This window comes from Verrucomicrobiia bacterium, from assembly GCA_019634635.1.
GTDB lineage: Bacteria > Verrucomicrobiota > Verrucomicrobiia > Limisphaerales > UBA9464 > UBA9464.
This window is the reverse complement of the sequence record JAHCBB010000029.1, coordinates 1-25,357: the sequence shown is the minus strand read 5'-3', so window position 1 is coordinate 25,357 and position 25,357 is coordinate 1. Positions and strand designations below refer to the sequence as shown.

General features: G+C 68.0%; 14 protein-coding genes. 7 read left to right on the top strand and 7 right to left on the bottom strand.

The genetic code is table 11. From position 1 onward, the window contains the following. Window positions 1–4 precede the first annotated feature (4 nt). Both rfbB and KF791_16290 read right to left on the bottom strand, forming a co-directional pair. A complete protein-coding gene (rfbB, locus tag KF791_16295; GenBank protein ID MBX3734138.1) occupies window positions 5–1,042 on the bottom strand; it encodes a dTDP-glucose 4,6-dehydratase in 1,038 nt (345 codons plus the stop codon). Between the two features lie 45 nt (window positions 1,043–1,087). Continuing rightward, on the bottom strand, window positions 1,088–1,972 hold the full coding sequence (locus KF791_16290; GenBank protein ID MBX3734137.1) for an NTP transferase domain-containing protein: 885 nt from the start codon (window positions 1,970–1,972) through the stop codon (window positions 1,088–1,090). A gap of 110 nt (window positions 1,973–2,082) precedes the next feature. Between KF791_16290 and KF791_16285 the strand changes: the two genes are divergently transcribed. The 4 genes from KF791_16285 to KF791_16270 all read left to right on the top strand — a co-directional run bounded on the left by KF791_16285 (window position 2,083) and on the right by KF791_16270 (window position 8,549). Further along, entirely contained in the window at window positions 2,083–3,141 is a 1,059-nt protein-coding gene (locus KF791_16285) for a stilbene synthase (GenBank protein MBX3734136.1), read from the top strand. A 16-nt stretch (window positions 3,142–3,157) separates the two neighbouring features. After that, the gene (locus tag KF791_16280; GenBank protein MBX3734135.1) at window positions 3,158–3,865 is read left to right on the top strand and encodes a hypothetical protein; all 708 of its coding nucleotides are present in this window, start codon (window positions 3,158–3,160) and stop codon (window positions 3,863–3,865) included. Further along, complete coding sequence (locus KF791_16275) at window positions 3,862–4,917, top strand: FAD-dependent monooxygenase (GenBank protein ID MBX3734134.1); 1,056 nt, start codon at window positions 3,862–3,864, stop codon at window positions 4,915–4,917. Before KF791_16280 ends, KF791_16275 begins: the two co-directional genes overlap by 4 nt. Before the next feature lie 95 nt (window positions 4,918–5,012). Continuing rightward, window positions 5,013–8,549: a c-type cytochrome gene (locus KF791_16270; protein ID MBX3734133.1), complete on the top strand. Its 3,537-nt coding sequence runs from the start codon at window positions 5,013–5,015 to the stop codon at window positions 8,547–8,549. Between the two features lie 83 nt (window positions 8,550–8,632). On the opposite strand, the gene KF791_16265 is transcribed toward KF791_16270, so the two are convergent. The 4 genes from KF791_16265 to KF791_16250 form a co-directional block, all read right to left on the bottom strand. Beyond that, on the bottom strand, window positions 8,633–12,121 hold the full coding sequence (locus KF791_16265) for an AAA family ATPase (GenBank protein ID MBX3734132.1): 3,489 nt from the start codon (window positions 12,119–12,121) through the stop codon (window positions 8,633–8,635). A gap of 555 nt (window positions 12,122–12,676) precedes the next feature. Then, complete coding sequence (locus KF791_16260) at window positions 12,677–14,839, bottom strand: thioredoxin family protein (protein ID MBX3734131.1); 2,163 nt, start codon at window positions 14,837–14,839, stop codon at window positions 12,677–12,679. Between the two features lie 74 nt (window positions 14,840–14,913). Then, entirely contained in the window at window positions 14,914–17,292 is a 2,379-nt protein-coding gene (locus tag KF791_16255) for a hypothetical protein (GenBank protein ID MBX3734130.1), read from the bottom strand. Between the two features lie 68 nt (window positions 17,293–17,360). After that, a complete protein-coding gene (locus KF791_16250) occupies window positions 17,361–18,620 on the bottom strand; it encodes a putative Na+/H+ antiporter (protein MBX3734129.1) in 1,260 nt (419 codons plus the stop codon). Window positions 18,621–18,745: 125 nt separating this feature from the next. On the opposite strand from KF791_16250, the gene KF791_16245 reads away from it, so the two are divergent. Then, window positions 18,746–21,376: an amino acid adenylation domain-containing protein gene (locus KF791_16245; GenBank protein ID MBX3734128.1), complete on the top strand. Its 2,631-nt coding sequence runs from the start codon at window positions 18,746–18,748 to the stop codon at window positions 21,374–21,376. Here KF791_16245 and lysS read toward each other — a convergent pair. After that, a complete protein-coding gene (gene lysS, locus KF791_16240) occupies window positions 21,342–22,814 on the bottom strand; it encodes a lysine--tRNA ligase (protein MBX3734127.1) in 1,473 nt (490 codons plus the stop codon). The two genes, KF791_16245 and lysS, sit on opposite strands and share 35 nt — an antisense overlap. A 289-nt stretch (window positions 22,815–23,103) precedes the next feature. Between lysS and KF791_16235 the strand changes: the two genes are divergently transcribed. Both KF791_16235 and KF791_16230 read left to right on the top strand, forming a co-directional pair. Then, window positions 23,104–24,792 (top strand): AarF/ABC1/UbiB kinase family protein, encoded by a 1,689-nt coding sequence (locus KF791_16235; protein ID MBX3734126.1) that lies wholly within the window; start codon window positions 23,104–23,106, stop codon window positions 24,790–24,792. A 90-nt stretch (window positions 24,793–24,882) separates the two neighbouring features. Continuing rightward, on the top strand, window positions 24,883–25,332 hold the full coding sequence (locus KF791_16230) for a hypothetical protein (GenBank protein ID MBX3734125.1): 450 nt from the start codon (window positions 24,883–24,885) through the stop codon (window positions 25,330–25,332). The last annotated feature ends 25 nt before the right edge of the window (window positions 25,333–25,357 follow it).

Genomic DNA, 25,357 nt, shown 5'->3' with positions numbered 1-25,357 from the left:
GGGATCAAGCCGTCCCGGGACCCTGGTCCCGCCGGGACGCCCGCACCTCGGCAACCCAGTCCTGATGGGCCAGGTACCATTCCAGCGTTTCCCGGATCCCGCGCTCAAACGTGTGGGCCGGGGTCCACCCGAGCTCCCGCTCCATTTTCCCCGCATCAATGGCATAGCGGCGGTCGTGACCCGGCCGGTCCGCGACCCGCGTGATCAGCCGCCGCGACGCGCCGCCCAGGTCCGGCCGGACGGCATCCACCAGATCGCACAGGTGCTCGACCAGCCGCAGATTGGCCCATTCGTTGTGCCCGCCGATGTTGTACACCTCGCCGTCGCGTCCACGCGTGAGCACCTGCCAAAGCGCTTCACAGTGGTCCCGGACGTACAACCAGTCCCGAACGTACAAACCATCGCCATACACCGGGACGGGACGTCGTTCCACCAGGCACTGAATCACCACCGGGATGAGCTTTTCGGGAAACTGCCGCGGGCCGTAGTTGTTGGAACAGTTCGTGGTCACCACCGGCAGCGCATAGGTGTGGTGATAGGCCCGCGCCAGAAGGTTCGCGGAGGCCTTGCTCGCCGAGTAGGGTGAGTTGGGGGCGTACGGAGTGCTCTCGGTGAACCGTCCGGTGGGTCCCAGCGAGCCGTACACCTCGTCGGTGCTCACCAGGTGGAAACGCCGCCCCGGAAACCCCTCAGGCCACACCGCGCGGCACGCCTCCAGCAGGTGGAACGTCCCGACGATGTTGGTGGCGATGAAGTCGGCGGGACCCCGGATGGAACGGTCCACATGCGACTCGGATGCCAGATGCAGCACATGGGTGATCTCGTGCCGAATGAGGACCTCCCGCACCGCCGGGGCATCCCGGAGGTCCACCCGCTCGAAGACATGACGGGGATGCCCGGTCACGCCCCGCAGATTGGCCAGATGGCCGGCATAGGTGAGACAGTCGAGGTTGACCAGACGCCGGATCTCCGGCCGGCCGATCACGTGCTCAATCAGGTTGGACCCGATGAATCCGGCGCCGCCGGTGACGAGAAGGTTCATGACACAGGGGCGCCTTTCACCCGCGCCATGGGCGGCATTCTGTCATCAACCACCGGCGATCGCCAATCCCGTCCCGGCGAGCAGCCGTTCCAGAGGTTCCCGATAGTCGCACGGGGGCATGGCCGCCACCGCCGCAGCCAGCATTTCCCGGTCCAGAAACCCCCGGTGATAGGCCGCCCACTCCGGACACCCGATCCGGATGCCCAGCCGCCGCTCCGCCTCGCACACCGCCACCGAGGCCGCATGCCGGCTGCTCCCGGTGCCGGCATCCAGACAGACCGCCCCCTCCGGCAGACGGTGCACCCGGAGCTGGCCGCGCCGCAGAAACTCCCGGTTCACGTCCGTGATCTCCAGTTCGCCGCGCGGTCCCGGCCGCAGCGCCCTGGCGATGCCGACCACCGTCGCGTCATACAGGTAGAGTCCGGGGACCGCCCACGAACTCCGCGGTTGGGGCGGCTTTTCCTCCAGGGCGATCGGACGTCCCTCACCGTCGAGCTCCACGACGCCGTACCGCTCCGGATCCGACACCGGGAGCCCAAAGACCGTGGCGCCTCCGGTGAACCCCGCCACGGCCTCTCGAAACGGCGTCGCGTCCAACAGCAGGTTGTCGCCGAGGGCCAGGGCCACCGGATCGCTCCCGACAAACGACGCGGCGATCAGAAACGCCTGGGCGATGCCTTCGGGACGCGGCTGCTCCCGGTACTCCAGCCGCACGCCGAACCGCGACCCGTCGCCCAACAACGCCCGATATCGCGGCAGATCCCCGGGCGTGGAGATCAGACACAGGTCCCGCAGGCCGGCCTCGATGAGGTTGGCGAGCGGGTAGTACACCATCGGCTTGTCATACACCGGCTGGAGCTGCTTGGACGCGACGAGCGTCAGTGGATACAGCCGCGTACCCGCACCGCCGGCGAGGAGGATGCCTCTCATCAGTTTGTCCGCCGCATTCTACGAACCTGGCCCGGATTGGAAAGGATGCGAACGCCTCCCGGGTTCAATCCGGTTGCCGTTCGTCGGAGTGGGGCCAATGGTCCCGCCCGATGTTTCTCAACGGATTCGGAACGGCCGTCCCCGGGCACCGGTACCGTCAGTCGGACTGCTGGGCCGCGCTCCAGGGAACTCCCGATCTCGACCGCCTCGCGCCCCGCTCCCAGGCGCTGTTGCGCAAGGTGCTCCTGGGTGCCAACGGCATTGAAACCCGCCATCTCGCCCTCAACTCCCTCGCGGAGGCGTTCCGGCTCGATCCCGACACCCTCCATGAGCGCTTCCTTCGCCATGCCCCGGATCTCGCAACCACCGCGGCGCGGCGAGCCCTGGAGGATGCCCGGATATCGGCGGAAGACGTGGACGCCCTGCTGGTGGCCACCTGCACCGGATACCTTTGCCCGGGCTTGACCAGCCACGTTTCGGAGCGCCTCGGCCTCCGGAATTCCGTCGAGTTTCTGGACCTCGTCGGACTCGGCTGCGGTGCGGCCATCCCCACACTGCGCACGGCGGCAAATTGGCTGGCCGGCGGAACGACGCGCACGGTCCTGAGCGTCTGCGTCGAAGTCTCCAGCGCGGCCATGTACCTCGATGACGACCCCGGCGTGCTGATCAGCGCCTGCCTTTTTGGTGACGGGGCGGCGGCCGTGGTCAGCGCCGCCCGCCCTGTGGACCATCGGCGCCGGGTTCAATGGCGTCATGCCGCCTCCCGCCTGCACCCGGAGGCACGGAGCGCCCTCTGCTTCGAGCCCCGGGGCGGCTGCCTCCGGAACATTCTGACGCCGGCCGTCCCCTCGCTTGCCGCCACGCACGTCGGGCACCTCGCCGACTCCATGTTCCATCAGGCGGGCATCCACCAGCTCGACATCCGTGAATGGATCCTCCACCCGGGAGGCCGCGATGTCCTGGTCGCGCTCCGCGACCGGCTGGGTCTCGAAGAGGCCAGCCTGCGACATAGCGCCGCCGTCCTGCGCGATTTCGGCAACCTGAGCAGTCCCTGCGTATTGTTTGCCCTTCGCGATGCGCTCGCCAATGGCGCTCCCGGCGGTTGGTGGTGGCTGTCGAGCTTCGGTGCCGGGTTCTCCTGCCACGGCGCCTTGCTCGAAGTGTCCTGAGCCCCGACCCCGCCCCATGGAACGTCGCGTCCAACCGGAACTGCTCGACGCGCTGCCGCCGGCGGATCCAGCAGGCCGTCGCTCCCGGCGGGATCTGCAATGGATCAACCGCCTGATGGGAACGGCGGGAATCCTGCGTCGCGCCGTCGCCAGGTCCCTGCAGAGCCGTTCGGAAGGCTCCCTGCGGGTCGCAGAACTCGGGTCCGGGGACGCCACCCTGGCGGCGCGCGTCTGGACCCGGCTGCCGCGTCCACCGCAGGGAAGCGTGCTCGAACTCATGGACCGATGGGCCGTCGCGAACACCTCGGCCCTCGACCAGCTCCGGGCGCATGGCTGGGCTCCACAGGCGGTCGTCCAGGAGGTGGCCGGCTGGCTGGCGCTGCCGGAGCCGCCCCGGACCGATCTGGTGTACACCAATCTGTTCCTGCACCACCTCACCCCTGCAGAACTTCCCGGCACGCTCTCCCGGATCGCGGCGCGCACGGCATCGGCAGTGTTCATCGAGCCGCGCCGCTCACGTTTCGCCCTCTTCGGGGCGCGGTGCCTGGGGCTTCTTGGATGTGACCCGGTGACGCGCACGGACGCGGTCCGCAGCGTCCACGCCGGCTTTCGCGGCCGGGAATTGACGTCGCTCTGGCCCGGGGCGGAGGGCTGGAGCGTCCACGAGGCGGCAGCCGGGCTGTTCGCCCACCGCTTCGAGGCGCGGCGCCGGACGTCCGCATGAGCCCCCGGCCCATCACCATCGTTGGCGGCGGCCTCGCGGGGCTCTCGCTGGGATTGTTCCTGCGACGTGCCGGGGTCCCCGTGGTGGTCCTCGAGGCCGGCAACTATCCTCGACACCGGGTTTGCGGGGAATTCCTCAGCGGCCGGGGCCAGGCCATCCTTGACGAACTCGGCCTCCGACCCGCCTGCGACGCCGCCGGTGCCCGGGAGGCCATCACGGCCTGTTTCGCAGATCATCGCACCCTGGGTCCGGTCCGACGCCTGCCACAGCCAGCCCTCTGCCTTTCGCGATATGCGTTGGATGCCCTGATGGCGTCCGTATTCCTCCGGTTGGGCGGCAACCTCGAAACCGGCCAGCGCATTCCCATACCCGGGCCGCGTCCCGGATGGGTCCGGGCAACCGGGCGGCGTCCAGCCCCGCCCGGCGGCCGCTGGCGCTGGTTTGGGGTGAAGGCGCATGCGCTCGGGGTGGCCACGGAAGCGGATCTGGAGATGCACTTCAGCGCCGGCTCCTACGTGGGCCTGTGCCGGTTGGACGCGGATCGGGTCAATGTGTGCGGACTGTTCCGTCGTCGTGGAGCCACCGATACGCCGCGGGTGCCGTCGGCGGAGGACTGGCTCCGGGGTGATCCGGGTTCCCTGAGGCGACACCGCCTCGGGGCGTGCCCGTTCGATCCCAATTCCGTGTGTGCGGTCGGAGCCCTGGATCTGCGGATGCCGGGACCGGCGACCCCTGGCGAGGTCTCACTGGGCGACGCGCTGGCCGTGATTCCACCGTTGACCGGCAATGGGATGTCCCTCGCCTTGGAATCCGCACGCCTGGCCGCCAAACCGTTGACGCAGTACGCCCGTGGAACCTTCGAATGGCCGGAAGCCTGCGCAATCATTGCCCGGCTGCAACGGGGGCAGTTCGGAAGCCGGCTGCGGACCGCCTGGATGCTGCAGCACCTGCAGGGCTGGCCGGTCGTTCCCGGTGTCCTGCGGACCCTGCTGCATCGCAGCGATCGCGCCTGGCGTCACCTGTTTGCCGCGACCCGGTCCGGCACCGGATAGCGCCTCCCCGGTTGCCGGCAGCCCCATGGAGGTGGGTCTTGGGGCCCGATTCGAAGGGAGTTTTCGTCCGACACGCCCGCCGCTACCCTCGAGCCATGCCATACCATCCGCACCTCCCCGGCCGGGCACTGATTGCGGCCATTGGGGCGATGCTGACCTTCATCCTTCCGGGCGTCGCCGAGGACGAACTGTCCCTCGGGGTCCGCACCACCGAACCCCTCGCGCCCGCGGACCAACAGACCCGGTTCCATCTGCCGCCGGGATTCGAGATCCAGTTGGTGGCTGCGGAGCCCGACATCCACAAGCCGATGAACCTCGCGTTCGACGCCCTGGGCCGGCTCTGGGTGACCACCAGCATCGAGTATCCGTGGGCCGCACCCACGAATGCGACCGGCCGGGACCGGCTGATGATTTTCGAGGATTTCGGACCGGACGGACAGGCTCGCAAGATCACCGAGTTTGCCGGCGGCCTGAACATCCCGATTGGGGTGTATCCCTTCCGCACCGGGGACAGTCCCTGGAAGGCGCTGGTCTGGAGCATTCCCCACATCTGGTTGTTCGAAGACACCAATGGGGACGGCCGGGCCGACCGCCGAACCCCGCTCTACGGCCCCTTTGACCACACCCGGGACACCCATGGCAATCAGGCCTCATTCCGGCGGGGATTCGATGGCTGGCTCTATTGCACCCACGGCTTCAACAACGATTCCCACGTCACGGCCCGGGATGGGAGCCACGTGGATCTCAATTCCGGCAACACCTACCGCATCCGCCTCGACGGCTCGCGCATCGAACAGCACACGCACGGCCAGGTGAACCCCTTCGGCCTCACCTGGGACTCGCGGGGCAACCTGTATTCCAGCGACTGCCATTCGGCGCCCATCTACCAACTGCTCGCGGGTGGCTGGTATCCCAGCTTCGGCAAGCCCCACGACGGCCTCGGCTTCGCCCCGGTCATGCTGGACCACGCCCACGGCAGCACGGCGATTGATGGCGCACTGTACTACAGCGACGACCTGTGGCCGGACGCGTTCCAGAACGCCTTTTTCATCGGCAACGTCATGACCAGCCGCCTGAACCGGGACCAGATCACCTTCCGCGGCTCGACACCCGTCGCCACCGAGCAGCCCGACTTCCTCACCAGTAGCGACCCGTGGTTCCGTCCGGTGGACACCACGCTCGGGCCCGATGGCGCGCTCTACATCGCCGACTTCTACAACCGCATCATCGGACACTACGAAGTGCCGCTCACCCACCCGGGACGCGACCGCGAACGGGGCCGCCTGTGGCGGGTGGTGTACCAAGGGGCGGACGGCAAACCGGCCCTGCGGCCCGGTGCCCTGCCCAACGATCGGGCGGGCCTGATCCGGGAACTCGGCTCGCCCAGCCTCACCCGGCGAATGCTCGCCATGAGCGAGCTGCAGGACCGCATGGGTCCCGACGCCATCGAACCCCTCCGCCCGGCCCTCGCGACCCCCGCAAACGCCCACCAGCACGTCCATGCGCTCTGGCTGCTGCACCGGTTGAACGCGCTGAACCCGGAGGAGTTGACGGGCGCCGCGCGATCGGCGGATCCCCTCGTGCGGGTGCATGCGCAGCGCATCGGCGCTGACCGGCTCGATCAAGCGGCACGCGGCCTGCCGGGATCCGAAGCCGCGGCGCCGAACTCGCGCGAACTGGCGCTCACCGGCTTGCAGGATCCCGACGCCCTCGTCCGTCGCTGTGCCGCGGAAGCCCTTGGCAACTTGCCGGACGCCGGAAACCTGCGTCCGCTGCTCGACACCCTCGCCGGCACGGACCCGGCCGACACCCATCTCGTCTACGTGCTGCGGAAGTCGCTCCGCGACCATCTGAAAATCGCCACGATCTTCGAGCCACTGCTTGCCGGAAGCGACGTGTCTCCGTCCGACCAACGCGCCATTGCCGACGTCTGTCTGGCCGTGCCGACACCCCAGGCTGCGAACTTCCTGCTGGGCCGTCTCGAGACGCTCTCCGACAGCACCTCGCCCCCATTGAGTGATGCCCTCCGACATGTCGCGCGTCATGCCCCGGAGGACCTCCTTCCGGAACTTGCGGCGTTCGTCCGGACGCGGTTCCCGGATCAGCCCGATTTCCAGCTCAGCCTGTTTCGTTCAGTGGACCTGGGCCTGCAGCAGCGCGGTCTGGCCCTGCCGGAGGGCCTCCGTTCATGGGGTGCCGAACTCGTTGCCCGCCTGCTTGCAGGCGATGCGGCCTTGGGCTGGATCAACACACCGCTGGATCCGCCAACGGAGAATCCGTGGGACTTCCAGGAACGCAGGCGCCGCGACGGCAAGACCCTGCGAGTGCTCTCGAGCCTCGCCCGTGGCGAGCAGCAGACCGGCACATTGCGATCTCCCGAATTCACGGCAGGGGGCACCGTGGGCTTCTGGCTGTGCGGGCACGACGGACCGCCGGACAGACCCGCAAAGCAACGCAATGCGGTGCGTCTCCGCGAGACCACCACCGGCGCCGTCCTGTTCGAGGCCCGGCCACCGCGCGACGACGCCGCGATGCAGGTCCTCTGGACCACCGCCCCGCAGGCCGGCAGGCGCGTGGTCCTGGAGGTCACCGACGGCGATACGGGCGACGCCTATGCCTGGCTCGCGGTCGGGGAGATTGAAGGGGCGCCCGCGCTGCCATCCGCCTCACCGCGGGCGATCGCCGACCGCACCGCCGGTGCGGCCGAACTCGCCGCGCGCCTCGGCCTCCGCGAGGTGGCACCGACACTGAAGTCTCTGGCCACAAGAACCGGCGATCCCGACGTGCGGGCTGCCGCCGCACGGGGGCTTGCCGCCCTGGATCCGGATGCGGCCATGGTTACGCTGACCGGCGTGCTGGCCGACGGCTCCCAGCCGCTGTTCGTCCGCGAACGCATCGGGGTGACGCTGGCCGAAATGAACATGCCGGCGGGCCGGGACGCCGTCGTCGCAGCGCTGCCGGGGGTGCCCTATAGGGTGCAGCAGTCCTGGGCGGTGGCGTTGACGGCGACCCGGGATGGAGCGGAAGCGTTCTTGCGGGCGGTGGAAGCGGGGGCTGCGGCGCCGCGCATCCTGCAGCTCACAGGTGCCCGCAACCGCCTGCAGCGCGCCAATCCGGACCGCTGGCAGGCCCGGGTCGAGGCGCTCACAAAGGATCTGCCGCCGCCGGACGAGGCCCGCGAGCAGTTGATCGCCGTCCGTCGCAACGCCCATGCGCTCGCCAATGCCAGGCCCGCGGAGGGCCAACGCATCTACGAAGCGCATTGCGCGGCCTGCCACCAACTCAATGGCCGGGGAGGTCTGGTCGGCCCGCAGCTCACCGGCATCGGCAATCGCGGCGTCGAACGGCTGTGCGAGGACATCCTCGACCCGAACCGCAATGTGGACCACGCCTTCCGTCAGTCGCTGGTCACCCTCAAGGCCGGTGAAGTTCTGGCCGGCCTGTTCCGCCGCGAGGACGGCGACCTGCTCGTCCTCGCCGATGCCGCCGGCTTGGAGTTCACCGTGCCCTCGGCCGAGGTCGCGGAACGGCGCGAACTGGATCAGTCCCTCATGCCGGACAACTTCGGTGAAATCATTCCCGAGGACGACTTCCATCATCTGATGGCCTATCTGCTCCTCCAGCGGCAGTGACGAACCGGGCGCTGCAAGCCCGCCTCACCCGTCCAGCGCACCAACGGTCCCGGGTTCACCCGCGCTCCCTCCCATCCGTGCCGTCATTTCCTGGCGCCTGCAAGGATGCCGAAGTCAATCCGGCCCTGGAAGAACTGGGCAATGCGGGTGGTGCTGCGCCCGGTCCGCAGGTCCTTGATCCGGGAGCCGATGCCCAGCTCGTAGCACCGGACCAGGGTGCCCGAACCGGCGGCGCCGGGAGGCCGCTGGACCTGGGCGTGGAGCAACCGTCCCGCCGATTTCAGCGCCTCGGCCCTCGTGCCGGGAAACCAGAGGTCCAGAGAGACGACCGACGGCTCGTGGAATGCCGTCACACGCCACGGCGCCTCCACCAGCAGGTGCCCGGTGCGTGCCGCGCGTGCGGACACCTTGATGCCGGCGCTGGTGGCGAAGCCGGCGGGTGGTTCCGGCGGTGCCGGGAATACGTCCACGCGCACCAACGCCTTGTGGTCGCGGGTTTGTTCGCGTCCGATCCGTGCATTCTTCACCCGGACCCGGTGGTGGAATTCATGGAGTCCGGCCTCCCCGCTGAACAGGGCCGTCGCGCCAAGGCCCTGAACCAGCAGGACCGCGACCTCGGCGGGCTCCTCGTGGCGTTCGGCGGCCCGCAACACCTGGAATTGCCGGCGCGTGGACATCCCCTCATAGGCCCCGACCAGCGACGCCAGCGATCCCGCCGACTCCCCCTCTGCCTGAACCCGCGTCAGCACCACCCAGGCATCGGCCAGCGCCTCCGCGCCTGGATGCCGGATGATGAATTCCAGATGCCCGAGTTCCGTTTCCACCTCGTCGAGGAGATCCCGAAGCGCCGCACCAGGGTCCGCACGCGTCTCCCGGGACTGCACCCGGTCCATCGCCTCCCGCAGCCGCCGGCGGCGGCTGAGAAATTCCTCGATGCGGTGCAGCTCATCAAACGTCGCGTCCCGCCGGGGATGGTCCATGAAGAAACCGGGCTCGGCCGTGCGGGCGACCAGCTCGGTCTTCCGCTCCGGCGAAGGCCATCCGGCGGATTCAAGCGCCGCGAGTCGCTCCCCGAGCAGAACCCAGGGATTCGAGGCGGACGGCACCGCGGCGGGCATGTTCTGGACGCCCGCCGCCGCCGGGCCGGCCGCCGGCGGGACGATGCGCACCCGCACCTCGCCCTCCTCGACCCCGAGGTGCACCACGCTGCCCGGGCGTGTCCGGCCGGTGGAGATGGCACGGGCCAGCGGCAGGACCACATGGGTCTCCACCGTTCGCTTCAAGGGACGCGCGCCGAAGTGGGCCGAATAGCCGCGCTTCACGAGGAGCGAGAGAACCTCCGGGTCGAGATCCATCGTCAACTGCCGTCGCACGACGCCGCTGCGCTTGAGCACCTGGTCCAGCTCGCGCCGCGCAATCCGTTCGGCGGACTCCAGGGAGAGCGCCTGGAATTGGACAATGCGGTCGAGGCGGTTCAGGAATTCCGGACGGAAGACCCGGGAGAGCTCCCGAAAGGTCCGATCGCGCTCCGCCGCCGGCGAGGTCTCGCTGCGCCCGAATCCGATCGGTGCGGCCGGAGTCCCGGCGCCCACGTTGGAGGTCAGAATGACGACGCACTTTCTGAAGTCCACCAGGTGGCCGCGGCCGTCGGTCAGGCGCCCGGCATCGAACAGTTGGAGGCACAGGTCGAAGACGTTGAGGTGGGACTTCTCGATTTCGTCCAGCAGCAGCACGGAAAAGGGCCGCTGCTTCACGGCGTCGGTCAGCAGTCCGGGCTCCCCGGGGGCCCCAATGAGCCGGACGAAGCTTTCCGGACTGGCAAACTCGCTCATGTCGAAACGCAGCAGCCGGCCGACGTCGCCGAAAATTGCCTCGGCCAGCGCACGGGCAAGCTCGGTCTTGCCCACGCCCGTCGGCCCGACAAAGAGCATCACGCTGAAGGGCTTCCCGGGGTCGGTCAGTCCGGACTTGATCAGCGTCGCGGCATCCATCACTGCGGACACCGCCTCGGGCTGCCCGATGATCCGTTGATCGAAGAAATTCCGCAGCCGCTCGAGGTCGAGTTTCTGTCCGTCGTCCAGCAGTTCCACGGGAATGCCCGTGGAGGTCGAGAGCACTTCGAACACGTCCCGGGTGGTGACAGGACGCGCCGCGTCCTTGACCGCCACGACGACGGAGCGCAACAGCGTCGCGGCGCCGCCGGGGCGTCCAAGGTGCCCCAGGAAGGACTCGCTGGCCTCCTGAATCGCCCGCAGCACATCGTCCCCGAGATCCGGACGCTCCGCGAGCCGCAGCGCGTTAAGCAGGTCCCGGGTATCCGCCACGGTGGCCTCCTCGACAAGGATGCGGTCAAAGAGCCGCTGCAGCGCCGGTTCACCTCCAAGCCCTCGTTCAAATTCTTCCGGCGTGCTTTCCCCCAGGATCACCACCGAACCATCCGCCAGCTGCGGCGCAAGCGCTGCGGCAACGTTGTTGTTGGATCCCGACCATCGGCCAACTGCGGACAGGTCCGAGAGGTTGGGCACGTAGAGCAGCACCTTCCTGGGGCGGCTGATCAGTCGCACCAACTCCGCCAGCTTGGTCTCCCACTCACCGGAGTACCGGGTTCCGGCGACGAAATCCGTCGGCGACATGCGGATCACCCGCCAGCCGCCGTTCTCTGGATTCCACAGTCCCCGGACCAACTCGTTGACGAGGGCGGTTTTCCCGACGCCGCTTTTCCCGAGGAGTGCAATGGACCGCGGGCGTTCGCACCGGAATCGCTGCAGCAGTATTTGGAGCGGTTCGTCCACGTTGAACGAACGGCCCAACGATCCGGCAAGCGCCGATGCCGTCAGGTCGGTCCCAAAACGCACCAATGCGGCCAGGTTGATGCGCGTCGCCGTCTTGCCCGCAATCCAGGTCTTCAGCCGCAGCCAGGAATGCCCAAAACGCTCCAGCACCGCCGCGACCTCGAAAAACAACTTCGTATCGTCCAACGCCGCCTCGGCGACCGCGTCGCTGTGGTCGGTCAAAATCCGCTCGGAACAATCGCCACAGGCGCGCACCACATCCTCATCCTTTTCCCGAGCAAGAGCCGCGAGCAGGTCGGCAAAGCCGGTTCCCGGGGCGGCTGCGGCCAGTGCGGGCACCGCGGCCTGACGGACGGTCCAGGACGGGTCTTCCCGGAGCATCCGGCGAAGCTCCTCCACCAGCGCCGGCCGTCCGGACGCCACCCGGACTGCCTCGATTCGGACGTCGCCGTCCTCATCGCGAATCAGGACGCGCAGCAGTTCGGTGCCCCGCTCCGCGTCGAACCTGCCCGCCGTCTTTGCCAACTCGGCGCGCACCCGGCAGTCCGGATCTCGCAACAACCCTTCAATGACCGGCATCAACAGGGGATTCACGCCCTCGCCGCACGCCTGAAGCGCGATCCTTCGAAGCATCGCCTCAGGCGCCTTGAGCAGCGATTCCAGCAGGGCGACATCTCCCCGAAGTTCGGCCAGAAGCTCCGCAGGGGTCTGGATCGGGAACAGTTCCAGCGAGGAGTCCGCGCGGGCCCATTCGATCAATTTCCTGAGTTCTTCGGTCATGCCGGGTTGCAAGCCCCGGGGTCAATCCCGGCGAGGCTTCGCGACAGGCTGCCGGCCGAAGGCACCGGAGGGCAACCCGGAAGCGGACCCGCTGCGTCCGCCATCGCCAAGTTCCAGTTCAGCGCGGAAATCAATCGCTCCGCGGATCACGACCGTCCCGTGGGCGGGAAATGGGGCAGAACAAGGGACAGGTCCTCGGTCACAAAATCTCCACGATCGCAGGTTCCGGCTCAGGAGGACCTTTCCCCCCCACCATTGTGGGCCCCGGTGGGGCAAGGCTCCCGCCGAGCCGTACGCGGGACTGCGATTCGGTCCTGTGGGGACTCCCTGCGCGGACGGCTCAGGAGGACCTTCGCCCCACCACCGGGATGGGAATTGGAGCCCCACAATCAGGGGACACCGGTGAGGCTCCCGCCGAGCCGTTCGTGCATCTGCAAGCCGGGCTCGTGGCAACTCCACCCGCGGACGGGTGCCCCGGCGGGGTGAAGCTCCGCCGAACCGCACGCGCAACCGGGCATCGGGCCTGTAAGGCCTACACCCTTCGCAGGCTTGGACCTATTTGGAAACCGCGGCACGCGGTCCCTCCGCTGCGGCCGCCCATTCGAGCGCCTCAATCACGATGGACGGGGTCAGGAGCTCCGGCAGCACCCGGGGTGCGCCCGCCGGATCCCTCGGAAACACAAGCACCAGGGGGACACCGGCGCGTCCAAACCGCCGCAACTCCGCCGTAATCGCCGGATCCTCCACCGTATAGTCCCCCCGCAGCGTGGCCACGTTCAAGGACCTGACCAGGGCGGCCACCTCGGGGATCTCGATCGCCAGCCGCTTGTTGCTCTGGCAGGTGATGCACCAGCTTGCCGTGAAGTCCACGAGGACCGGCCGCCCCTCGCCACGTGCGATCTCCACGGCCTCCGGTGACCAGGGACTCCACGCGATGCCGCCGCTCACGGAAACGCCCCCTTTGCTGGAGGAGGTCACCGGCGGCGGCGAACGCCATTGCAGCTCACGCTCAAGGATGAACCCGACGCCCACCGCCAGGGCCGTGACGATGCCGATCCATGCCAGCTTGCGGTTGCCCTGGCCCATCTGGATTGATCGGCCGTACAGCCACGCGGCGATGGCAACGCAGAGGAGGAACATCCCCAGCCAGAAGACGCCCTTGGAGCCGAAGTGATCGGGAGCCAGCGACAACAGCCAGAGGCCCGTGGCCAGCATCGGAAATCCCATGAGCACCTTGAAGGTGATCATCCAGTTGCCCGGCTTGGGCAGGAACCGGAGCCACCCCGGCTGCAGCGACAGGAGCAGGTACGGCGCGGCAAGGCCGGCGCCCACGGTGAGGAACAGCAACAGCAGCAGCAATGGGGGCTGGCCGAAGGCGAATCCAAGCGCGACGCCCAGGAAGGGTGCCGTGCAGGGCGTGGCCAGGATGGTGGCAAACACCCCGTTGAAAAACGCGCCGGAAGCGCCGCCCCGCGACGCGAGCCCCGACGCGGCATCCGCGGCGCCGGCGGCCAGGGACACCTCGAACACCCCGAACAAGTTCAGCGCCACGACCGTGACCAGCGTGGTGATGGCCACGAGGAACACCGGATTCTGGAACTGCATGCCCCAGCTCGCCGCCCGGCCGGCCCCCTGGACCGCGATCACCAGACCCGCCAGGACCGCGAAGGAACACAGCACGCCCACCGAGTAGATCATGCCCAGGAAACGGACCCGCCCCGGATTCTCGCGGCTCTGCTTCACAAAACCCAGCACCTTCAGCGCAATCACCGGCAGCACACAGGGCATGATGTTCAGGATCATTCCGCCGACAAAGGCCAGCCCCAGCATCGTCCAGAGCGACCGGGTCACCACGTCCACGGACCCCGCACCCGTGCTCCCGGAGGCCGTGGTCACGGAGGACGCCCCGGATTCAATTGGAACCGAGAATTCCACGGGGGTTCCGGTACGGAATCCCAGCACCCCCGATACACGCCCGGGCCATTCCCCGGCATTCTGCGTCACCACCATCCGCAGGGTCGCCGGTCCACGGGCGCCGGCCGCCGGCAGGGTCGCGGGACCAAACACCGCCGCGGGGTCCTCGTACGGAAACAACCCGGTCAACTCCCGGCCGTCGTCCGAACCAACGATCACCTCGAGGGACCGTTCATCGCCGGATGCGGCACCCGCCCAGGCGGCGGATACGCGGACCGAGGGATCCGGACGCGGCAGCCCGGCCACCGCCTGCTCAATGGCGGGGCGTGCCGGACTGGCGACCGCCGGGGAGCCGACCATCACCCGGTTGGTCACATCCATCCGGCCCGGGATGCACTCCTTGTCGCACTCCAACCACTGGACGCGGCCGACGATCTCGAGCGGGCCGGGAGCCGCATCCGACGCAATCGTGAACCGGACCGGAAGCAGGACCCGTCCCTCGTGCACATAGGTCGTCAGCCCGGCATCCACATGGGCCTCCGGGGCGGGCCATTGAAGCTCACCCGCCTCGACCCCCGGGGGCAGGGTCCAGCGCACCCGAGTGGCCTGACCGGACTCGCCGGAGTTCCTCCAATAGGTGTGCCAGCCCTGCGGCGGACTCAATTCCAAGGCCCCCATCAGCGCGGCACCGGGGGGAACCGTGGTCGCGTCGAGCAAGAGGCGAACCTGCGCTCTCCCCTGGGCCCAACCGGTCAACGGCAGCAAGCCCGCAAACAACCACAGGCAGACGCGACGCCAGTTCACGGCCGCAGCATCGCCAGCACGACGCCGGATGCAACCCGGACCCTCGACACCGGATCGTGACCCGTCCCGGGCGATCACCTCGCCTCCGCGGCCAACGCCGGACCCAGCCGGCGAATGGTGCCAATCACTTCGGAACGGAGTTCGATGCCGTCCGCCGCCTTGATGGAATAGCGCACACTGTACTGGTCCGCAGGCTCCAGTCCGTCCACCGACAACCGGAGCGTCGTGCCGTCCGCAGACAACTGCGCCCCGGTGACCTCAAGCTTGTCATGGGCCTGTGCGCCCGGCTGCTTCACCGACAGCTCCGGGGATCCGTAGTTGCCGCTGTAGCGATAGTTCCAAAGCTCGACCGCGTAGTTCTCCGGATCCTCGGCCGATTCGCGATCCAGCGGTGTCGCAAACGTGAGCTCGATCCCGTTGGCCGCCGCCCGGGCGCGGACCGGCATCCGAACCGGCTGACCGGTATAGCGCACCCGATAGAGGCCGCCGTCGCGCGTCGCGGCATTCTGCCACCCCTTGAGTCCGGCGACATAGAGCTGGCCATCCCGGGGATTGAACCGGCCCCGCATGATGCCGGAGGAAAACTTCAGGCCGAACGGCACCATGGACGCCTGGACAACGCCGTCCACTTCGTCCATGAGCACGCCGTAGAGCAGGCACTTGCCATAACTCAGGAACAACGGTGCGCCCTTCCACGGCCCCCAGGAGTCGCTGGTGACATAGACCTGGCCGCCGCTGCTGTTGTCCCAGCGCATGGGCAGCCAGCAGATGGGCTCGTCGTAGCTCTCGGGGATCGGCATGGCGCCGTCCCAGCCCTTCAACTGGTGGGCCCGCCGAAACTCCGGATCGCTGGGGTTGCCGCGCAGGGTCGTGCCATTGGTCTGGACCAGGGTCAGCTCGCGCTGGGCGGCCGGCACCATGCCAAGGAAGGCGCCCGGCTTGACCAGGCTGAGCTTGGACGAGGGCATCCAGTGCCCCTGATTGTCGCCCACCAGCACGGTGTCGTCGGGCCCCACCGTCATCCCGTTCGGCGCCCGCAGCCCGCTCGCAAACACTTCCAGGCGCTTCCCGTCAGGAGACACCTTGAGCAGCGTCCCCTGGTGGGGGGAGGTCACACTGGGCTCCCACGGGGCGCCCTTGCAGTAGTAGAAGTTCCCGGCGGAATCCGTGTGCAGGTCCAGCACGAACTCGTGGTAATTCGGGGTGACCACCGTGTCGTTGTTAAAGTTTTCATAGGCGTCGGCCTCGCCGCTGCCGTTGAGGTCCCTCAACCGCGTGATCTGGTCACGTCCCGCCACGTAGATTTCGCCGTGCTGCACCTTGACCCCGAGCGGCTGGAACAAGCCCGTGGCAAACCGCCTCCACACCAGCTTGCCGGACGGATCGTCCAGTCCGGAGACCACCCACACGTCCCCATGAAACGTCGCGACCACCGCGCGACCATCCGGCAGGAAATCAAACCCGCCGATGAAGGTGCGGGTCCCATAGGGGTTGGGATACGGTTCCGTCAGGGTATCCACCACGTACGGCCCATCCTCCATGCCGCGACGCAGGTCCGTCACGACGGTCTCCGTCCAGGCCGGGGGGCCGCCCCGGGTCAACCGCCGCAGATCCTTCGCGTCGAAGGGCATCGAAACCGCCCTCGGTTTCGAGGATCTCGCAAACGCCAACCGGAACGGACGATGCGCTTCCACCTGCGCCAACCGCAGGAGCAGGGCGCCATTGCGGATCTCGAATCCCGCGCCCTCGGGAAGCCCGCTCACCGCCACGGCCAGCGGATCGCCCTGCTTCATGGCAAACACCTGGGCGGACGTTCCGGGCGGACGATTTGCCGGGGGTTCTGCCAGGCCGTCCGCCAGCAGCAGGGTGGCCTCGCGCACCGTCCCCGAAAACTGAAACGTCCGGGTGAACGCGCCGCCCAGCTCCCCGACGGCGTAGCCCGGAAGTTCCAAAACCTCGACTCCTCCGAGCGCATACTGGAGCACGACCTCCTCCCCATTGACGAACAGTCCTTCATAGTGGGCCCAGTCCTTGGGCAGAGGTCCCTGATGATCCGTTCGCGGATCCCCAAGGCGTCCCTGCGCGTCCCCCCACCCGGGTCCGGACCCGGAGCTCAGCACGAGATTCGTCGCCTTCACCGTCGGCGGCGGCGGCCACTCGATCTTGGTGAGCGTATTGCCGAATTCGAGGAACGGCCCGGACCAAGCGGCGGCCAGGCGCAGCGTGTCGAGGTCATAGACCATGTAGTTCGTCCGCCCGGCACCCACCGTGACGGCCAGTCCCTTCATCGCCGCGGGGACATTCGGAGCCAGCATGATGGTCCCCGACCAGAAGGGACCCCGGACCGGCTCCGGATCCGACTGCGCCCGGGCGGCCACGGTGAGGGCAAGAAACAACAAGACGACGCGCGAACGGCTCGTCGCGGTCCGAAACCATCGAAGCAGCGGTGACATCGGGCGACGATGCGCCAACCCGGGGCATCCGACAAGCCACCGGCCCCTCCGCGGGCGCCGGCGGCCGGTCATTGGATCAGCCAGAAGAAGACCACCGCCACCAGCGTCGGGCCCAGGGCTCCCAGAAGCAGTCCCAGCGGACTGATTCCCTCATCGCCGAAGACCCGGGCGTCCTGCAGGATGCCCACCCCCGCCGGATTGGGCGCATTGGCGATGACGGTGAGGCCGCCACCGACGACCGCCCCGGCCACCAGCGCATACTGCAGCTCGGGCGAAATGTCCTTCACCAGCGATCCGAGGTAGGTGAGGGCCGCATTGTCGGTGATCGCGGTCAGGGCGGTGGCGCCGAAGAAAAGCGCGGACCCGCTCAACCGGCTGATCAGCGGTTGCAGCCAGTACGATTGCAGCGATCCCAGGGTGACCAATCCCGCAAGGAAGAACCCGACCAGCAGCCCCTCCCGAAGCTTGAGGGAATCCTGGTACTCCTTGGTCGCGGTCACCACGCCCAGGAAGAGCACGAAGACCCCGAAGACGATGTCCGGGTGATGCGCGAGGGCGACCACCAGGGCGAGGAAAACGATGTGGGTTCCCGTCAGCCACAGCGGTACGCCGGGATCCCGGGCGGTCTCAAACGGCAGCGCCACCAGCTCCTTGCGAAACCACCAGGTGACCAGGGCGGTGGACACCACGCAACTGGCAGCAGACCGCCAGCCGAAATGGGTGAGCATGAACGCGTTGTCCCACTTCCATTTGCCGGCCACCATCAGGATGGGTGGCGCCGCGAAGTTCGTCAGTGCGCCGCCGATCGAGACGTTCACGAACAGCAGCCCCAGCGTGGCGTAGGCCAGCGTCTTGCCGATCCCCTGATTGAAGTACCGGCGCTTGAGCACCAACGCCAGCAGGGTCATCGCCGCGGGCTCGGTGATGAACGACCCCAGAAGCGGGCCAAGAATCAATGCCGCCACGTAAAAGGAGACACCCGGACTCCAGGGAAGCAGACGGGACGCCGCGAGAATGAAGGATTCCGCCAGCTGGACGATCGGACGCGTCGCCGCCACGACCATGATCACCAGCACGAACTTCGGCTCCGTGAAGTCGAGGCTGTCCACATACGCAATGGCGTCGTGAAACGTCCCCTGGATCACCCCGATGCCCAGGAACAACGCCGCCGCCCACAGCCCGAACACCACCTCCGTCTCCGCCAGGAAGTGCAGCAGGTTCTCCTGCAAGGATCCCTCCGGATACCGGTGAGCCCAGTGGGCAAACCGCTTCACCGAAAAGGTGTGGAGGACCGCGAGCGCAAAGAAGACGGTGGCCAGTTGTTCCATCGCGCGGCTGTCTTAAGGGAACGGGTTCCCGGAGTCGAGTGAGGTCCCGACAATCGGCCCGCGGCACGGACTCGCGGACTCGCGGATTGTCTCGCGGCCCGCGCGTTGCCTAGATTCGGAGCCCGATGCCGGAATCGGACACCTCGACGCAGACTTCCAGCGCCACAGGAACCCAGGCCCACGCCTGCATCCCCGACCGGTTCCGCGAGGAGGCGCAGCGCCGGCCGGATGCCGTGGCCCTGGAGTGCGACGGACGCCGATGGACCTACCGGGAGTTGGACTCGCAGTCCGATCAGATGGCGATGCGACTGCACGGAGCGGGGATCACGCCCGGGGGCCGCGTCGGACTCTTCCTGCGGCGTTCCCCGGAATGGATCCTCAGCGCTCTCGCCACGCTGAAGGCGGGCGGAGTCTACGTGCCGCTCCTCCCGGACTGGCCGGAACGACGGCTCCGTGAACTGGCCTCCGCGTCCGGCATCACCGTCCTGACAGGCGCCGACCCGGCCCGGCCCGCCTGGCTGGACTCCGCGATCCCGTATCTTGGAACGGCGTCCCTTGAAACCACCCCGAGTCAGCGGTCCCCCGGAATCGTCGCGATCACTCCGGAGGATCCTGCCCTCATCCTATTTACCTCCGGCTCGACCGGCCGGCCCAAGGGAGTGCTGGTGCCGCACCGGGCGGTCTGCCGGCTGATCCAGGGGCAACAGTACGTGCCGTTCGGCCCGTCACTTCGGTGCCTTCACCTGTCCTCACCGGCCTTCGATGCCACGACCTTCGAGGTCTGGGGTCCCCTGCTCTCCGGCGGCACCTGCATCGTCCACGCGCCGCAAACGCCCGACCTCGACCTCTTGGAACGCGATCTCAAGGCCTCGCGCGCCAGCTGTGTCTTCCTGACGACGGGACTTTTCAACCAGGTCGTTGACCTGCGGCCGCAAGCCCTGGCCGGCATCCGCCACCTGTTGACGGGCGGCGAGCGGCTTTCGGAGTCCCACGCCCGCCGTGCCCTGGACCTCCTGCCGTCCACCCAACTCGTCAATTGTTACGGCCCGACGGAGGCCACCACCTTCGCGACCACAGGGGTGATCGCCCCCCCGGGCGAATGGATCGAGGGGCGCTCGGTCCCGATCGGACGCGAACTGGCCGGCACCCGGGGCGAGGTGGTGGATGCCGCCGGCAACACGCTGCCCGATGGCAAGCCTGGGGAACTGGTGATTGGCGGGGACGGCATCGCCCTCGGCTATCTTGATGATCCGGAGCTGACGGCGGCGCGGTTTCTGCCGGATCCTTCGGACCCCACCGGCAAGGCGCGGCGCTACCGCACCGGCGACCGGGTGCGCCGCCTGCCCGACGGGCAATTCGAGTTTCTGGGCCGGATGGATTCCCAGGTGAAGATCCGCGGACACCGGATCGAACCCGGAGATGTCGAGTCGGCCCTCCGCTCCCATCCGTCCGTGCGTGCCGCAATCGTCGTGGATCGCCCGGCTCCCGGCGGCGTGCGCGAACTGGTCGCCTGCATCCAGTATCACAAAGCCACCGCCTTGGATGTTTCCGATCTGCGGAATCACCTGTCCGAGCGGCTTCCCGACTTCATGATCCCTGCAGCGTTCCGCGCGGTGGACACATGGCCGCTCAACACTTCCGGCAAGGTGGACCGGGAGTCCCTCGCCACGGGGGCCGATGCCGTCCGCACCGGAACCGGGGCGCACGATGAGCCGCGAACCCCGCTGGAGGAGATCCTCTGTCGCGAGTGGGCGGCCGTGCTGGGCCGCCCGCGGGTCGGCATCCACGATTCGTTCTTCGATCTCGGGGGCCAATCCCTGCTGGCGCTGCGCCTGATGGCGCGGCTGCGCCCGGCCCTCGGGCGTCCGGTCCGGCTCGTTGATCTTTTCCAGCAGCCCACCGTCGCGGGACTCGCGGCGCTGCTGGATCCGGCGTCCCGGCCGTCCCCGCTCCCCAGCGGCATTTTCAAGGGGCGGTCCACCGGTGTTCCCTGGTTCCACGTGCCCGGGGTGTTCGGACTCGAGGTCCTCCCGCCCTCGATTGCGGAGGTGGTCGGACGCCACCGTCCGTACTTCGATCAGCTGCAATTTCCCGGTACGGATGGACGGCAGCCACCCCTCCGGGACGCGTCAGCCATTGCCGCCGCACTGGCCGGACAGATCGAGGAAAAGTATCCCGAAGGCCCGCTGTGCCTGAGCGGCTTTTCGTTTGGAGGGGAAGTCGCGTGTGAACTGGCGCTCCAGTTGGGCGGGCGGGGGCGCGCGGTGGAACGGGTCGTCCTGTTCGACACCTGCCTCAAGTCCGGAGTCCGGCGCCGGACACCCGCGGAGCGACTGCAGTTCCTTCGCGGCCGGATCCTCGCGCAACCGGCGGGTGACCGGCTCGCGTTTGTGGCCGCGATGATCCGGACAAAGCTCCGGGAAAAATCGCGGCCATGGCTCGGGCCGCGAACCGCCGCCTCGAAAATCCGGCGCCGTGTGGAACGGGCGAGCGTCGAGGCCCACGCAACCTTCCGTCCCCGCCCCTGCGCCACACCCGTCTGTTTGATCCGCGCCGGACTGCCTTTACGCCACGAAACGGGCGCCTGGGAGAAGGCGCCGGACAACGGCTGGGCGGCCGCCCATCACCCGCAGTTCGAGGTGCGTCAGGTCGCCTGCGACCACGAGCGGGTGTTCATCGAACCGGTGTCCCCGGAGGTGCAGGCCGTGCTGGGGGACCTGCTCAGCCCTTCGGCTTCAACTGGGGGAACAGGATGACGTCGCGAATGCTTTCCTGTCCGAGCAGCATCATGCACAGACGGTCAATGCCGATGCCGATGCCCCCTGCGGGCGGCATGCCATGCTCCAGCGCGGTGAGGAAGTCCTCGTCGAGCTTCTGCTGCTCCCCGCCCGCCTGATGCTCCAGCGCCTCGCGCTGGGCGATGGGATCGTTCTGCTCGGTGTAACCCGGGGCGATCTCCTGTCCGTTGATGCACAACTCGAAGACCTCAACGGTGGTTGGGTCGTCGGGCGTCCGCTTCGCCAGGGGCACAAGCTCCCTGGGCAAATGGGTGACGAAGGTCGGCTGGATCAACGTCGGCTCGACCAACTTCTCAAAAACCGCCCCGGTCACTTCAAAGTCCTCATAGCCGGCGGCAATGTCGCCGCCGAGCTTCAAGTCTTCCGCCGCCCGGCGGCGGCGTTCCGCGGCCGGCACATCAAACCAGTCCGCCCCGGCCCGTTCGCGGACCAGGTCGCGATACCGCACGCGCCGCCAGTTCGACAGGTCAATGGTCCGCACCACCTCCCCCTCCGGCGAGCGGTGGACGACTTGCAGGGTTCCCAGCACCCTCATGGCAACATGGCGGATCAGCGACTCGACCGTCTCCATCATGGTCTCGTAGTCCCCAAAGGCCTCATAGGCCTCCAGCATGGTGAACTCCGGATTGTGCCGGCGAGACAACCCCTCGTTGCGGAAGTTGCGTCCGATTTCGAAGACCTTGTCCATGCCGCCGACGAGCAGACGCTTCAGGTACAACTCCAGCGCGATGCGCAGGAAAAAGTCGCAGCCGAGGGCGTTGTGATGCGTCTTGAAGGGCTGCGCGGCGGCCCCGCCCGGGATGGACTGCATCATCGGGGTCTCCACCTCCGCGTAGCCCCGCTCATGGAAGAAATTGCGGATCTCCCGGACGATGGCCGATCGCCGCTGAAACACCGACCGCACCTCCTCATTGGCCATCAGGTCGAGATACCGCTGGCGGTATCGGATCTCGGTGTCGGCGAGTCCCTCCCACTTGGCCGGCGGCGGCCGCAGCGCCTTGCCCAGCACCGTGAAAGACTCCGCCTTGACCGTCGGCTCACCGCTCCGGGTCTTGAAGAGGGTGCCCTTCACGCCGATGAAATCCGCCAGGTCCAGGTGCCGGAACACCTCGAACGCCTCGTCGCCGAGGACGCTGCGCTGGGCGTACACTTGGATCCGGCCGGTGCCGTCCCGCAGGTCCACAAACTGGCTCTTCCCCATGTCGCGATGTGCCGTCAGGCGTCCGGCAACGGCCACCGCCCGGCCCTCGGGCCATTCGCCAGCTTCAAAGCGCTCCCGGGCAACCCCGCAACCGGTGTCCGGCGTGAACTTGTTGTGAAATGGCCGGATGCCCCGCGCCTCCAGCGCCTCCAGGTGCGCACGCCGCTGCGCGATCAATGAATTGGTGTCTTCCATTCCAGAACCGGCATCGAAGCACGATCCACCCACGGGTGCCAAGAACGCCGCGGCACGTCTCGACGGCGCTCGTTCCACTAAGCGGTCAGCCAGCGAGGTGGAATCTGGAGGCAAAGCGGCAGGGAATTCTGGCCAGGGGACAAGTCAATCGGTTGGGTCGTTTGCCCCGTTGGCAATCGCACGGGCCAGACAGGTGAGGGACGGCGTCACGTCGTCGCTTTGCCGCCGCCTCCCGCCTCCCGCCTCCTGCAGACTGGCCCCAGGTCCGGCCCTCGGGCAGGGTGCGTCCATGCTCGAACGGTTCCGCTACGTGCGGCAGACCTTCCAGGACCTGGTGCGCTCGCGGGAAATCGTCTCGGTCTTCCTCAAGTATGGCTACGCCGACCTCGCCCAGCGCCTGCACCTGCCGCGGATGCTCGGGTTGCCCACCCGACGCCTTCGCGAGGAGGCGGCCACCATCCAGGGACTCTCCAAGCCCGAGCGCCTCCGCCGGGCACTCGAGGAATTGGGGCCGACCTTCGTGAAGGCGGGGCAGATTGTGTCCGGTCGCTCCGGCCTCGTCCCCCCCGAGTACGCGGCGGAACTGTCCCGGCTCCAGGATGACGTCACCCCCATGCCCTTCGAGGCGGTGACCGCGGTGGTGGAGGCGGAACTCGGACACCTGTGGTCCGAAACCTTTTCCGAGGTCGAGGAGGATCCCATCGGATCGGCATCCATCGGCCAGGTCCACCGCGCGCGCCTGCTGAGCGGCGAACCGGTGGTCTTCAAGGTGCAGCGGCCGGGGATCCGGGAGAAGGTGCAGACCGACCTCGACATCCTCGCCCGGCTCGCGGGCCTGCTGGAAAACCAGGTGGAGGAGGTGCGCGTGCTGCGTCCGGTCGCCCTCGTGGAGCAGTTGCGGCGCGACCTGTTGCGGGAGCTCGATTACGAGGTCGAGGCGGGCAACATGCGGCGGTTTGCGGAACAGTTCGAGGGGCAGCCCGGACTGCGGGTTCCCCGGCCGGTCCCCGAACACAGTACCGGCCGCCTGCTGGTGATGGAGCGGATGGACGGCCAGAAGCTCGCCGCGTTCGCGGCGATTGAACCTTCGGGTCCGCGCCGGGTCTGGGTCGCCGAGACCATCGCGGACCTCGTCATGCGCCAGATCTTTGTCCACGGCTTCTTCCATGCCGATCCCCATCCGGGCAACCTCATGATCCTGCCAGGCCCCACGGTGTGCTTCCTCGACTTCGGGATGATGGGATTTCTCCCCAGGGAGTCCCGCGAGGGATTTGCCCGGCTCGTCGGGGCGATCGCCGAGGCGGACGAGGAAGCGGCCACGCGGGCGCTGGTGGACCTGGCGGAACCGGGGCTCGGGGAGAATCGCAACGGACTCGACGCCGACATGGCGGACTTCATCCATCGCAATTTCAATCTCTCCATGAAGGAATTCTCCTTCGGACGCGTGACGCGCGAGCTGCTGGCATTGACGGCGCGGTACCATCTGGTGATCCCGCCGGACCTGGTCTCGATGCTCAAGGCGTTCGGCCAGATGGAGGAGGTGGTGCGTGCACTCGACCCGCAGCGGGATCTCATGGCCCAGGCGCGGCCGTTCCTTCGCGAGGTGCAGCTGCAACGGCTGGGTCCGAGGCGACTGCTGCGCACCCTGATGGATTCGAGTCAGGATCTGGTGACCCTGCTCCGGTCGCTGCCGCGCGATGTGCGGGCGCTCCTGGGCAAGCTCAAGGCCGGCGAGGGGCGGCTGGTCCTGCGGCACGACGGACTCGAACCGCTCCAACGATCGCTGGATCAGGTCACGAACCGCATCGCGTTCGCCATCGTCCTGGCCGCCCTGATCGTGGGCAATGCGCTGATCGTCCACTCCCGCATGCCGCCGCTGTGGCATGGCGTACCGCTGGTCGGCTTGTTCGGCTTCATTGTCACCGGTGTCCTCGGTCTGTGGCTTCTGGTTTCCATCCTGAGACACGGCCGGATGTAGCCCTCGGCCTCGCCATCCTCCGGCCTGCGGTCGGCCGCCGATGGGATGCGTCCTTGCCCGGCCGCGGCGCCGGGGCACGCTGGCGCGGTCATGAACGATGCGTGGATCCAACGGCTCCTGAGGGCAGCCGCCCTCTTGGCCATCACCGCGATGTATCTCACCGTGTGGGGGTTCTCCGGGATCGGGAAACTGATTGCCGGATACCCGCCGTGGTTTGCCGACAAGTTTGGCGCCACGCTGCTGGCCACCATCCCCGGATTACGTGCGGGGTATTGGATCCTCGCGCTCTCGGAGGTCCTCGGATTCGCGCTGGCGTTGGGCTCCCTGCTCCGGGGTGAGCCCTTCGGACGGCGCCCCCCTGTGCTGTTGACCGCCATGCTGGTCTGGAGCCTGTTCATCTTCGTGCAACTGGCCTTCGGCCAGTGGCTCACCGCCGAGTACACCGGCACCGCGCAACTGTTCGCGTACTTCAGCGGCACCCTTGTGGCGCTGATGTTCGTGGGAGCCCCCGGACCCGACTCAGGCCGTCGCACCGGATGACCCGGGGCGTCCGACTTTCCCGGTA

What these genes read in the sequence shown, in the direction of transcription:
- KF791_16250 (MBX3734129.1), bottom strand. Translation starts at nt 18,620, where the DNA reads ATGGAACAACTGGCCACCGTCTTCTTTGCGCTCGCGGTCCTCCACACC.
- KF791_16270 (MBX3734133.1), top strand. Translation starts at nt 5,013, where the DNA reads ATGCCATACCATCCGCACCTCCCCGGCCGGGCACTGATTGCGGCCATT.
- KF791_16235 (MBX3734126.1), top strand. Translation starts at nt 23,104, where the DNA reads ATGCTCGAACGGTTCCGCTACGTGCGGCAGACCTTCCAGGACCTGGTG.
- KF791_16255 (MBX3734130.1), bottom strand. Translation starts at nt 17,292, where the DNA reads ATGTCACCGCTGCTTCGATGGTTTCGGACCGCGACGAGCCGTTCGCGC.
- KF791_16230 (MBX3734125.1), top strand. Translation starts at nt 24,883, where the DNA reads ATGAACGATGCGTGGATCCAACGGCTCCTGAGGGCAGCCGCCCTCTTG.
- KF791_16245 (MBX3734128.1), top strand. Translation starts at nt 18,746, where the DNA reads ATGCCGGAATCGGACACCTCGACGCAGACTTCCAGCGCCACAGGAACC.
- KF791_16275 (MBX3734134.1), top strand. Translation starts at nt 3,862, where the DNA reads ATGAGCCCCCGGCCCATCACCATCGTTGGCGGCGGCCTCGCGGGGCTC.
- rfbB (MBX3734138.1), bottom strand. Translation starts at nt 1,042, where the DNA reads ATGAACCTTCTCGTCACCGGCGGCGCCGGATTCATCGGGTCCAACCTG.
- KF791_16285 (MBX3734136.1), top strand. Translation starts at nt 2,083, where the DNA reads ATGTTTCTCAACGGATTCGGAACGGCCGTCCCCGGGCACCGGTACCGT.
- lysS (MBX3734127.1), bottom strand. Translation starts at nt 22,814, where the DNA reads ATGGAAGACACCAATTCATTGATCGCGCAGCGGCGTGCGCACCTGGAG.
- KF791_16290 (MBX3734137.1), bottom strand. Translation starts at nt 1,972, where the DNA reads ATGAGAGGCATCCTCCTCGCCGGCGGTGCGGGTACGCGGCTGTATCCA.
- KF791_16265 (MBX3734132.1), bottom strand. Translation starts at nt 12,121, where the DNA reads ATGACCGAAGAACTCAGGAAATTGATCGAATGGGCCCGCGCGGACTCC.
- KF791_16280 (MBX3734135.1), top strand. Translation starts at nt 3,158, where the DNA reads ATGGAACGTCGCGTCCAACCGGAACTGCTCGACGCGCTGCCGCCGGCG.